This is a genomic window from Streptomyces sp. NBC_01618 (genome assembly GCF_045209435.1).
Classification (GTDB): Bacteria; Actinomycetota; Actinomycetes; order Streptomycetales; family Streptomycetaceae; genus Streptomyces.
This window is the reverse complement of record NZ_CP109297.1, coordinates 2,469,174-2,481,534: the sequence shown is the minus strand read 5'-3', so window position 1 is coordinate 2,481,534 and position 12,361 is coordinate 2,469,174. Positions and strand designations below refer to the sequence as shown.

General features: G+C 70.3%; 8 protein-coding genes and 1 tRNA gene. 8 read left to right on the top strand and 1 reads right to left on the bottom strand.

Annotation, left to right across the window (positions count from 1 at the left end):
* Positions 1 to 105: 105 nt before the first annotated feature.
* Positions 106 to 969 carry a helix-turn-helix transcriptional regulator gene (locus OH735_RS11740; RefSeq protein WP_406381314.1) on the bottom strand — a complete coding sequence of 288 codons (864 nt, stop codon included), beginning with the start codon at positions 967 to 969 and terminating at the stop codon, positions 106 to 108.
* A 102-nt stretch (positions 970 to 1,071) separates the two neighbouring features.
* Here OH735_RS11740 and OH735_RS11735 point away from each other — a divergent pair, with 102 nt between their 5' ends.
* From OH735_RS11735 to OH735_RS11700, 8 genes are all read left to right on the top strand, one after another.
* A complete protein-coding gene (locus tag OH735_RS11735) occupies positions 1,072 to 2,523 on the top strand; it encodes an MFS transporter (protein WP_406381313.1) in 1,452 nt (483 codons plus the stop codon).
* A 259-nt stretch (positions 2,524 to 2,782) separates the two neighbouring features.
* The gene (locus OH735_RS11730; RefSeq protein ID WP_015608461.1) at positions 2,783 to 3,016 is read left to right on the top strand and encodes a hypothetical protein; all 234 of its coding nucleotides are present in this window, start codon (positions 2,783 to 2,785) and stop codon (positions 3,014 to 3,016) included.
* A gap of 158 nt (positions 3,017 to 3,174) precedes the next feature.
* A tRNA-Ala gene (locus OH735_RS11725) sits at positions 3,175 to 3,247 on the top strand.
* 289 nt (positions 3,248 to 3,536) lie between these two features.
* The gene (leuS, locus tag OH735_RS11720) at positions 3,537 to 6,410 is read left to right on the top strand and encodes a leucine--tRNA ligase (protein ID WP_406381312.1); all 2,874 of its coding nucleotides are present in this window, start codon (positions 3,537 to 3,539) and stop codon (positions 6,408 to 6,410) included.
* A gap of 175 nt (positions 6,411 to 6,585) precedes the next feature.
* Positions 6,586 to 7,347, top strand: coding sequence for a hypothetical protein (locus tag OH735_RS11715; RefSeq protein ID WP_406386529.1), 762 nt, complete (start codon positions 6,586 to 6,588; stop codon positions 7,345 to 7,347).
* Positions 7,348 to 7,455: 108 nt separating this feature from the next.
* Positions 7,456 to 8,301, top strand: coding sequence for a DegV family protein (locus OH735_RS11710; protein ID WP_406381311.1), 846 nt, complete (start codon positions 7,456 to 7,458; stop codon positions 8,299 to 8,301).
* Positions 8,302 to 9,277: 976 nt separating this feature from the next.
* Positions 9,278 to 9,706 (top strand): helix-hairpin-helix domain-containing protein, encoded by a 429-nt coding sequence (locus OH735_RS11705; protein ID WP_406381310.1) that lies wholly within the window; start codon positions 9,278 to 9,280, stop codon positions 9,704 to 9,706.
* Positions 9,703 to 12,312 (top strand): ComEC/Rec2 family competence protein, encoded by a 2,610-nt coding sequence (locus tag OH735_RS11700; protein WP_406381309.1) that lies wholly within the window; start codon positions 9,703 to 9,705, stop codon positions 12,310 to 12,312. The genes OH735_RS11705 and OH735_RS11700 overlap by 4 nt, the downstream gene beginning before the upstream one ends.
* Positions 12,313 to 12,361: the final 49 nt, after the last annotated feature.

Here is a 12,361-nt window from a genome sequence, read left to right as displayed (position 1 = left end):
TTCCCATCAGGGGGCGGGATCTTTGCGTTGCCCCCGACGTTCTCCCTGACCGTTCTCCCTGACCGTCCCGTTTCCCCCGGCCCGCCCCGCTGACCGTGCGTCCGGTCACGCCTCCCGGCACCGCCGCAGCGCCGCCACCTGCTCCTCGCTCTCCCCGTCGGCCGGGGTGTAGACCACGATCCGGCACTCCGGCAGCCCATTGACGGACAGCGACACCGAAGTCATCCGTATCTCGGTGGTCGCCGCCCAGTGCCGGAAGGTCTTCACCCGCGGCCCCGGCGGGGCGACATCCCCACTGCGCCACAGCTCGGCGAAGTAGGGGCTGGCGGCCGAGAGGCTTTCGACGAACGACTCCCAGGCGGGCTCGCCGGTATGCGGCCCGTAGGCTCCCCGCAGCGTCGCCACCATGATCGGCAGCTCCTGGGCCCGGTGGACGACGGGACAGGCGTCCTCGGGCGCCGTGAACAGCGTCCACAGCGCGTTGCGTATGCCCGTTCCCGCTCTTTCGGGGCTGTCGAACAGGTCGCGGTAGGCGGGGTTGGTGGCCAGGACGTCGTACCGAGTGTTGTAGACCACGGCAGGGCGCGGATCGAGCGCGTCGATGATGCCCTGGATTTCCGGCCCGACCTCGATCGCGCCGGTCTGTCTGCCGGGGGCGTAGGCCACCTCCGCCAGGTGGTAGAGGTGTTCGTGCTCCGGCGCGTCCAGCCGCAGGGTGCGCGCCACGGCGTCCAGGACCTGCGGTGACGCGTTGATCGGACGGCCCTGTTCCAGCCAGGTGTACCAGGTGATACCGATGCCGGAGAGCTGGGCGACCTCCTCGCGGCGCAGACCCGGCGTGCGGCGGCGCAGCCCGGGCGCCATGCCCACATCGGTGGGCGTCACCCGCGCCCGGCGGTTGCGCAGAAAGGCCGCGAGCTCCGGACGCCTCCGGTGCCGGGCCGGCTGATCCGTCGTCACCGATCTCACACTCCTATCGTCGTTGCCCCGTACGGGAGTTGCCAGGTGCTGCCGGTACCAGCATCAGCGGGCTCTCGTTACCCGTATCCACCCGGAGTCAGGCTCGACGCCATGACGACGACCGCCGAGACAACTCCACCTTCCGTAACCAGTAAAGACGTCACCACTGACAAACGCCGCGGGAGAGTGCTCACCCTGGTCCTCGCGGCTCAGTTCATGGCGCTGCTCGACACCTTCATCGTCAACGTCGCCGCCCCGACGATCCGGAGCGAACTCGGCGCCTCCGGAGCCGGGTTGCAGCTCATCGTGGCCGGCTACACGATCGCGTACGCCGTACTGCTCGTCATCGGTGCCAGGCTCGGCGGCCTGCTCGGACACGGCCGGGCCCATCTGGCCGGACTCGCCGTCTTCACCGCCGCCTCGCTGGCCTGCGGACTCGCGGCAGGAACCGGGCAGTTGATCACCTTCCGGCTGATCCAAGGGGCGGGTGCGGCGGTGATGATTCCGCAGGTGCTCAGCCTCATTCAGCGACACTTCACCGGCGAGGGGCGGATCCGGGCGCTCGGTGCCTACAGTGCGGTGCTCGCCACCGGCGCGGCCGCCGGGCAGGTGATCGGCGGGGTGCTGGTCAGCGCCGATCTGTTCGGCGCGGGCTGGCGGCCGGTCTTCCTGGTGAATGTGCCGATCGGGCTGGCCCTGCTGGTGCTCGGCGTCCGTGTGCTGCCCGGCGAACCACGTACAGGGGCTGCCAGGGTCCAGGCGCGGGCGCGTGGGCTCGATCTGTCGGGACTGGTGCTGCTGGCCGCCGCTGTCACGCTGCTGACCGTTCCCCTGGTGCTCGGGCAGGAGTTGGACTGGCCGGTCTGGACCCGGGTCTGTCTGATTGCCTCCGTGGGGTTCTTCGTCGGGTTCGCCGGGTACGAGTCACGGCTTGCCGCGCGCGGTGGTGCGCCCCTGATCGCGCCCAGGGTGCTGCGCATCCCGGGGATCGCCCGGGCGGCGCTGCGCATTCTCGTGGTGATGGCGATCAACGCGGGCTTCCTCTTCGCGATGACGCTGCACATCCAGGGCGGCCTGGGCTACTCGGCGCTGCGCACGGGGCTGATGTTCGCACCGACCGCGTTGGTGTTCGGCGTGATCGGGCTGACCTGGCGCCGGTGGCCGGCGCGGCTTCAAAGTGCCCTGGTTCCGGGCGGGTTCGCCCTGGTGGCCATCGGCTCCGTGGCCATCGGGCTGTTGCTGCGTGACGGAGGCGACGGCGGTCTCTGGCTGTATGCGGCCTTTGCGGTCATGGGTGGCGGCATGGCACTGGGCTTCAGCCCCACCCTCACGGGGGCGTTGGCGAACGTACGTCCGGAGGATGCGGCTGATGCGAGCGGAGTCCTGGTGACCGTCACCCAACTCGGTCAGCTGATCGGCGTCGCGACATTCGGCACGTTCTATCTCAACCGCCTTGATACGCCCGGGGTGCAAGGGCCGGGGCACGCGGTGTGGGCATGCGCTCTCGCACTGTCGGCGGCGGCGTTGGCGGGCGCCTCGGCGGGTCTTGTACGGCGTCGGTGACCGACCGGATATCCGCCGGGCTGACCCCCTTGCGGGGTCATGGCAGAATCGAACCGCCGGAGGGGGCGACGGACCGAACGGGAGGGAGCGCGCGATGCCTGCGAGCCGCCACGAGGTCCCGGACCTGCTCCTTGTCCCCGAACGCCGTGCCCGGACCGGTCGCCTTGCCGGTGGCCCGCTCCGCGCGGCCCACATGCTCGGCGAGAACGGCGGAATCTCCTGCGTGTGCACTGCCCGTGGCCAAAGCCGGAGCTGACTCATGGGTGCACACAGGCGGAAGTGCGACTGGTGTGGCAGCGGTACGCCCATCGTCAGGGACATGGATCCGATCAATCCGGAGTACCAGTACTGGTGCGAGGAGTGTGCGCGGGCGCTGATCATAAAGGGCGACCCGATCGAGACCTACCGGGAGCTCGAGGGAGAGCCGATCTACGGGCGCCTGCTGGAGGAGCACTGCACTCTCAAGCGCTTCTACTCCTTCGCCACCGCGTGAGCCCTGTGTGCACCGCTGCCTGCACGCCCTTCCCTGACCGAGGTGCCGCAAAGTTGGTCAAATCCGGGCAGGCGGGAAACGATTTGGTGGACCGGCGGGGTCACCGGTAATGTTCTCGATGTCGCCAGGGGCCAACAGGACCGGGTGGCACACAGCGCGGGGCTATAGCTCAGTTGGTAGAGCGCCTGCATGGCATGCAGGAGGTCAGGAGTTCAATTCTCCTTAGCTCCACAGTGAAGCAGAGAGAAGCGGGTCATCCTTAGAGGGTGACCCGCTTCTCGTGCATGCGTGCATGGATCGGTCGCGCCAGGACCGGCCCGGGGCCCGTGCGGTACCCTGGCGCCATGCGTGCCGTACGCCTTCTGCTTAGCGAGCCGCGCTGATCAGTCCCGACCGGTGAGAATGCCTGGTCGGAATCGGCGCGGCGTCCCCTCCTGTGCGAGGGGATTTTTCGTTTCCGTAGACGCGTGTCCGTAGACGTGGGCGCCGGCAGATGACGATCGATGGAGCTTTGAGGATCATGAGCGAGACGAATTCCGCAGCCGAGACGGCTGCGCCGCACCGCTACACGGCGGCGATGGCCGCCGACATCGAGGCACGCTGGCAGGACTTCTGGGACGCCGAAGGCACGTACGAGGCGCCGAATCCGTCCGGTGACCTGGCGGGCAATCCGGAACTGGCCGCCAAGCCGAAGAAATTCATCATGGACATGTTCCCGTACCCCTCGGGTGCGGGCCTGCACGTCGGTCACCCTCTGGGCTACATCGCCACCGATGTCTTCGCCCGCCACCAGCGGATGACCGGGCACAACGTGCTGCACACCCTGGGCTTCGACGCCTTCGGCCTGCCCGCGGAGCAGTACGCCGTACAGACCGGCACGCACCCGCGGGTCTCCACCGAGGCCAACATCGAGAACATGACGGCCCAGCTGCGCCGACTGGGCCTGGGCCACGACAAGCGCCGCTCGTTCGCCACGATCGAGTCGGAGTACTACAAGTGGACCCAGTGGATCTTCCTGCAGATCTTCAACTCCTGGTACGACACCGAGGCCGATCGGGCCCGTCCGATCGACGAGCTGGTCGCACAGTTCGAGAGCGGTTCGCGCCCCACCCCGGGCGGCCGTGACTGGAGCGCCCTGAGCGCCGTCGAACGCGCGGACGTCCTGAGCGGGTACCGCCTGGCGTACGCCTCCGACGCCCCGGTCAACTGGTCGCCGGGCCTGGGCACCGTACTGGCCAACGAAGAGGTGACGGCCGACGGCCGATCCGAGCGCGGAAACTTCCCGGTCTTCAAGGCCAAGCTGCGCCAGTGGAACATGCGCATCACGGCCTATGCGGACCGACTGCTGAACGACCTGGACGGGCTGGACTGGCCCGAGGCCATCAAGCTGCAGCAGCGCAACTGGATCGGGCGTTCCGAAGGCGCGCGCGTCGACTTCCCGGTCGACGGCGCGGGCGACATCACCGTCTTCACTACCCGCCAGGACACCCTGTTCGGCGCCACCTACATGGTGCTGGCGCCCGAGCACGAGCTGGTCGAGCGGATCACTCCGGCCACCTGGCCCGAGGGCACCCACCCGGTGTGGACCGGCGGACACGCGTCCCCGGCCGAGGCTGTCACCGCGTACCGCAAGCTGGCCGCCGCCAAGTCCGATGTCGAGCGGCAGGCCGAGGCCAAGGACAAGACCGGTGTCTTCACCGGCGCGTACGCGACCAACCCGGTCAGCGGCGAGAAGGTGCCCGTCTTCATCGCCGACTACGTCCTGATGGGTTACGGCACCGGCGCGATCATGGCCGTGCCGGCGCACGACGCGCGCGACTTCGCCTTCGCGCGCGCCTTCGAGCTGCCGATGCGCTGTGTGGTCCAGCCGTCGGACGACCGGGGCACGGACCCCTCCGCATGGGACGACGCCTTTTCCTCGTACGAAGCGAAGCTGGTCAATTCCGCCAATGACGAGATCTCGCTGAACGGTCTGGGCGTCGTCGACGCCAAGGCGAGGATCACCGAGTGGCTGAAGGAGCACGGCGTTGGCGAGGGCACCGTCAACTTCCGGCTGCGCGACTGGCTGTTCAGCCGTCAGCGCTACTGGGGCGAGCCCTTCCCGATCGTCTACGACGAGGACGGCATCGCCCACCCGCTGCCCGAGTCGATGCTGCCGCTGGAGCTGCCGGAGGTCGACGACTACTCGCCGCGCACCTTCGACCCCGAGGACGCCGACACCCAGCCCGAGACCCCGCTGTCCCGGAACGCCGACTGGGTCAACGTCACCCTGGACCTGGGCGACGGCAACGGCCCGAAGAAGTACCGCCGCGAGACCAACACCATGCCCAACTGGGCGGGCTCCTGCTGGTACGAGCTGCGCTACCTGGACCCGCGCAACGACGAGAAGCTGGTCGACCCGGCGATCGAGCAGTACTGGATGGGCCCGCGCGAGGGGCAGCCCACCGGTGGCGTCGACCTGTACGTCGGCGGCGCCGAGCACGCCGTACTGCACCTGCTGTACGCGCGCTTCTGGTCCAAGGTGCTGCACGACCTGGGACACATCTCGTCCGCCGAGCCGTTCCACAAGCTGTACAACCAGGGCATGATCCAGGCGTTCGTCTACCGGGACAGCCGTGGCATCGCGGTCCCGGCGGCCGAGGTCGAGGAGCGCGACGGCAAGTTCTACTACCAGGACGAGAAGGTCAGCCGTGTCCTGGGCAAGATGGGCAAGTCCCTGAAGAACGCCGTCACGCCGGACGAGATCTGCGCCGAGTACGGTGCGGACACGCTGCGCCTGTACGAGATGGCGATGGGCCCCCTGGACGTGTCGCGGCCGTGGGACACGCGCGCCGTCGTCGGCCAGTACCGGCTGCTGCAGCGGCTGTGGCGCAACGTCGTCGACGAGGAGACCGGCGAGGTCACCGTCGTCGACACCGAGCCGGGCGAGGAGACGCTGCGGGCGCTGCACAAGGCGATCGACGGGGCCGGCCAGGACATGGCCGGGATGCGCTTCAACACCGCCATCGCCAAGGTCACCGAGCTGAACAACCACCTGACGAAGGCGGGCGGCCCGCTGTCCCGGAGCGTCGCCGAGTCGCTGGTGCTGCTGGTGGCGCCGCTGGCACCGCACATCGCCGAGGAGCTGTGGCACCGGCTGGGCCACACCGAGTCGGTCGTGCACCAGGACTTCCCGGTCGCCGATCCGGCGTACGTCGTGGACGAGGCCGTGACCTGCGTCGTGCAGGTGAAGGGCAAGGTCAAGGCGCGTCTGGAGATCTCCCCGTCGATCACGGACGAGGAGCTGGAAGCGCTGGCCCTGGCCGATCCGGCCGTGATCGCGGCGCTGGACGGCGCAGGGGTCCGCAAGGTGATCGTGCGGGCGCCGAAGCTGGTCAATATCGTCCCGGCATGATGGCGGTCGTCGCCCCCGCGTGACGGTTGTCGAGTATTCGCCGGTTTTGTGCCGCGGCGTGGGGGCGTTCCCCTACGGGCAGGTTGGGGGTTTCGAAGGAACCCTCGGCCTGCCATTTCCGTTTACGGTGGAGGGGCCGGCTCCCGGCAGCCGAAACGACATGCGAGGGGCGTTCATGGAAGCCGTGATCCTCATCCTGGGGTTGCTCTTTTTCGCGTTCGTGGCCCTGGGCGTGTATGTGGGCGTCAAGGCCATCGGCGTGGCGAAGCGTGGCGTGGACCGTACGATCACGCAGGCGCGCCGGACCGTCGAGGACACCACGCTGCGGGCCAAGAGCTACGGCCAGACGGGCGTGGGCGCAGAGCTGGCGCAGCTGCGGCTCGCGCTGCGCACATCCATGCGGGCCACGCAGCAGGCGTTGCAGACGGGAGCCGCCGAGGATGCCTCGCTCTCGGAGTCACTGGGCCTCTTCCAGCGGCTGAGTGCGCACGGGCGGGAGCTGGACGACGACCTGAAGAGACTGGAAGGCGAGCCCGACCGGGCGACGGTCGCGTCGATGCTGCCGGGCCTGAAGCAGCGTACGGAGCGGATCACACACTCCGCGGATTCGCTGCGATGGGCCGCCCGGGACCGGGCGCGGCAGTTCGCCGACGACGATCTGGACGCGCTGAACGCGCAGATCGATGTGGAGGCCGGGGCGCTGCGGCACTGGATGGTGGAACCGGACGAACCGGTCCACGGCCAGGGACAGGCGCAGGGCGGCAGCCGCGATCAGGGACAGGGACAGGGGTGGCGGACGGGGCACGGGCAGCCGATCCGACCAGCGCAGGAACGAGGGGCGGCCGACGGTACGGCGCAGGCGATCACGGCTCCGGACCCGCAACGACGGACCGAGTATCCGTGGCAGAAGGCGGCTCGGCCCGAAACGACGAACTGAGACGTTCGATGACCGACGGTGACCGGATGTGGTCCCAAGCGGTCCGGAGCGATCATTCGGTCGGGGTCGGACTGCCGAGCCGAGGGCTCGCCAGGTAACCTCCCGCTCATGTCCCGCCATGTCGCGATCGTCACCGATTCCACGGCCTACCTGCCGCCCGACGCGATGGAGCGGCACGGCATCACCGCGGTGCCGCTGACCGTCGTCCTCGGCGATCAGGTGTTGGAGGACGGCACCGAGATCTCGGCCCGCTCCCTCGCAGTGGCGCTCCAGAAGCGTCGCCCCGTGACGACTTCCCGGCCCAGCCCGGAGGTCTTCGCCGCCGCGTACCGGGCGGCGGCCGAGGCCGGAGCCGGCGGCATCGTCTCGCTGCACCTCTCGGCCGAGATCTCGGGTACATACGATGCCGCCGTGCTCGCGGCGAAGGACGCATCGGTTCCGGTGCGGGTGGTGGACACCGGGATGGTCGCCATGGCCCTGGGATTCTGCGCCCTGGCGGCGGCGGAGACGGCGGAGGCGGGCGGGAGCCTGGACGAGGCCGTCGCAGCCGCGGAGAAGCGGGCCGCGGGCACCTCCGCGTACTTCTACGTCGACACGCTGGACTATCTGCGCCGCGGCGGTCGTATCGGTGCGGCGCAGGCGCTGCTGGGATCGGCACTGGCCGTGAAGCCGCTGCTCCAACTGGACGGCGGCCGCATCGAACTGCTGGAGAAGGTGCGGACGGCCTCGAAGGCCATCGCGCGCCTGGAGGAGATCGTCGCGGAACGCTCGGGCGGCGACCGGGTGGACATTGCCGTGCATCACCTGGCGGCACCCGAGCGGGCCGAGCGGCTCGCCGAGCGATTGCGCGAGCGGGTGCCGGGCCTGGTCGACCTGCATGTCAGCGAGGTGGGCGCGGTGATCGGTGCACACACCGGGCCCGGACTGCTCGGGGCAGTGGTCGCGCCGCGCTGAAGCCGGTTCGCGACCGTGCTTCTTAGACCGACCGGCAAATGGGGGGCGGCGTCGCGGGGCTGGGCACGCACATCTGCGACGTTGTCGTCAATCACCATGGCTCCGCCATGCCTCAATCCTCCGCCTTGCAACTGCACGCACCCAGCCCCGCTCCTTCTTCCACCCCCCATTTGCCGGTCGGTCTTAGCTGTCGGCCCTCGGATTTCACTCCTCGGAGTGGCCGAGATATCCACAACTGCTCGGTTGTCCACCGAAATCAGGTCCGATCAGCGGGTTCGGATGGATGTGCCTACCGTCGTGAGGCATGGCTCCCCGATCACATCGTGCAACCAGCGGAAGCGGCAGCGGCCCCGGCCGCGCCCGTAGCGGTCCCGGCCTCGGACCCGGACGACGACGGTCCGCGCGGGGGCGCGCGGACGTCGTGGCGGCGGCTTCGCGGCAGCGGGCGGACGCCCTCATGGGAGGGGCACACGGCGGACGGGTCGCGCGGCCCGCGCTCGGGGTGGCAGTGGCTCCGGCGCCCGTTCCCGCTTCGGCGTTGGCTCCTGCTCCTGCTCCTGCTCCTGATTCTGGTTCTGCTCCGGCTCCTGCCCCGAGCCCGACACCAAGTCCCGCTCCTGGTAGTGCTGCGGCTACGGCGCCCGCGTCGGCCTCGACGCCGGTTTCTGCGCCGGCTCCTGGGCTGCGGGCGAGGGTGGCCCCCGCGCTGCGGGAGCGGATTCCGGTGTGGCTTCGGCTCAGATGCGGGTTGGAGCCAAGAACCCTTGCGGCGCTGGCCGTTGTCCTGATCGCGACCGCGGTCTTCGCCGCAGTGCATTTCTGGTCCGCGCGCCCCCACTTTGTACGCGCCCCTGATCCGGTCAATGAAGCTGCGCACGCCGGGACATCGGAGCCGGCGCCGGGGGTGGCGGCAGTGCCGGAGCCGTCACCGGGGCCGCCACCCACAACAAATCCGGGCGGGCACATCGTCGTCGATGTGAGCGGGAAGGTGCGACTGCCGGGGATCCATCAACTGCCGTCCGGCGCACGGGTCGCCGACGCGATCCGGGCCGCGGGCGGAGTCCGGCCCGGTGTCGACCTCGCCGGGCTCAACCGGGCGCGGGTGCTCATGGACGGGGAGCAGATCGTGGTGGGCGCTCCAACGGGCCCTCCGGTCGTGGGCGGGACGGGAGGAACCGCAACAGGCGGCACCGGCAGCGGCGGCACCACAACAGGACCGGTCAGCCTCAACCAGGCGACCGCCGAACAACTCGACTCCCTGCCCGGCGTCGGTCCGGTTCTCGCCCAGCACATTGTCGACTACCGCACCCAGCACGGCGGTTTCCGTTCCGTCGACGAACTCCGCGAAGTCAACGGGATCGGCGATCGCCGGTTCGCCGACCTCCAACCTCTGGTGGTGCCGTGAACCACTCGGAGAACGACTCGGAGAACCACTCGGACGTCCATGCGGCCTCGGGGCGGCGGCTGGGTGTCTCCGACCCGCGGCAGGAAGGCCCACTCGACCTTCGGCTGGTCCCGCCGGCCCTGGCGGCCTGGGCCGGAGCGGCAATCGCGCTCGGCGCGCCGGGGCGGTGGACCACGGCGGGCGTGATGCTCTGCGTCGGCGCGGCCATGGTGCTCCTGGCGCTGTCCGGAGTGTCGGCGACCCATGCGATGCGAGGACTGTCGGCCGGTACCGGGGGAGGGGCGGCAGACGACGAGAGTGCGGTACGTAACCGGCGGCGGCCGCACACCACCGCAACCGCAACCGCAACCGCTGCGGCGCTGCTCTGCGCGGCGGCCGGGGCCGCGTCGGCCGGCTGGCACAGCGCGGACGTACGGCAGGGGCCGGTCCACGAGCTGGCCCAGCGGTTTACGAGGGTGGACGCGGAGGTGACAGTGACGTCCGACGCCCGGCAGACCGTGCCCCGGGTGCGCGGCGACCACAGCACGCCCGTCTCCCTCCTCGTGGATGCCGAGATCACACGGCTGACCGGGCCCGACGGTGCGGTCACCCGGCTGCGTACGCCGGTGCTGCTGATCGTCTCGCCCGGCGGATCGACGGCCCGGTGGCAGGAGTTGCTCCCCTCCACACGACTGCGCGTCGGAGGCCGACTGGCGCCACCCCTGCACGAAGGCGAGCGCAACGCCGCCGTACTCCGGCCGGAGGGCAAGGGCCCGCCGCACGTCACCGGGCCCCCTTCCGCGGTCCAGCGCATGGCGGGCGCTCTGCGTGGCGGTCTGCGGGAGGCGACCGAGCGGCTCGATCCCGATGCGCGGGCGCTTCTGCCCGGCCTGGTGGTCGGTGACACCTCACGGGTCACTCCGGAACTCCACGATGCCTTCCAGGCAGCCGACCTCACCCACCTGATGGCGGTCTCCGGTGCCAACCTGGCGATCCTGCTCGTTCTCCTGATCGGGCCACCGGGCCTGGCCGTGCGCGTCGAACGACGCGGTCTGGCACCCCGGTTGGGTATTTCGCTGCGGATGACCGCATTGCTCGGCGGCGGGCTCACCCTCGCCTTCGTCATCGTGTGCCGGCCGGAGCCGAGCGTGCTGCGGTCCGCGGCCTGCGGGCTGATCACCCTGCTCGCCATCGGCACGGGGCGCCGCAGATCGCTGATCCCCGCGCTGGCCGCCGCGGTCCTTCTGCTGGTGCTGTACGACCCGTGGATGGCACGCAGTTACGGCTTCGTCCTCTCCGTCCTGGCCACCGGTGCCCTGCTCACCATCGCCCCGAAGTGGAGCGAAGCACTGCAACGGCGCAGGGTTCCGGCCCGGCTCGCCGAGGCGCTGGCCGCGGCTGCCGCGGCGCAGGCCGTGTGCGCGCCGGTCGTCGTGCTGCTCGCCTCCCGGGTCAGTCTGGTGGCGATCCCGTGCAATCTGCTGGCCGAGTTCGCGGTGGCACCGGCCACGGTCCTCGGGTTCGCCGCGCTCGCCCTGGCACCGGTGGCCATACCGGTGGCGGAGCTGCTCGCCCGGCTCGCGGGGTGGCCGACCGGGTGGATCGCGTCGGTGGCCCGTACCGGGGCGGCCCTGCCCGGGGCGGAGATCGACTGGCCCGACGGCGGAAAGGGGGCGCTGCTGCTCGCCGTGCTGACGGCAGTGGTGGTGTTGTCCGCCCGTCGTATCGTGCGCCATCCCTGGGTCTGCTCGGCCGCCGCGCTGCTGCTGATCGTCGCGGTGTTGCGCCCGGTTCCGCTCACTCGTGTGCTGACCGGATGGCCGCCGCCCCACTGGGCGTTCGTGATGTGCGACGTCGGTCAGGGAGACTCCCTGGTGCTGGCCGCGGGGGAGGGCCAAGGCGTGGTCGTCGATGCCGGTCCCGACCCGCGGCTCGTCGACCGGTGTCTGCGCGACCTGGGCATCACCGAGGTACCGCTCCTGGTCCTCACACATTTCCACGCGGACCATGTGCGGGGGTTGCCCGGTGTGCTGCGGGGCAGAGCGGTCGGGGCGATCCAGACGACGAACCTGGACAAGCCTTTGGACCAGGTCGCGTTCGTCCGGAGAACGGCCGCCGCGACGGGCGTCCCCCTGGTGCGGGCGGTCCCCGGTGAACGACGCAGGATCGGGCCCCTCGACTGGCGAGTCCTGTGGCCGGTGGGCGGCATGGGAGCGGGTGGCGCACCGGGATACCAGGGAGCCGTATCGGGGCCCTTACCACAGGAGCCGAATGATGCCAGCGTCACCCTCTACGTCCGGACCGGCGGGCTGACCCTGCTGCTCCTGGGCGACCTCGAACCCCCGGCCCAGCAAGGGTTGTTGCGCAGATATCCCGCGCTGCCGCCGGTGGACGTGCTCAAGGTCGCCCATCACGGCTCCGCCCATCAGGACCCCGCTCTGCTGCACAGCGCACGCCCGAGACTCGCCCTGGTGAGCGTGGGCAGGGACAACCCGTACGGTCACCCGGCCCCGCGCACCGTCGACGCGCTCCGAGCCGGTGGCGCGGTGGTGCTGCGCACGGACATGGGCGGCGCGATCGCCGTGACGGGTGCCGGGACGGGGCTGAGCGCGGTGGGCAGCTCATGAGCCCGAGCTCCGGTTCGCCGACCGGGCGCACGAGCGGAGTGGTCAATTC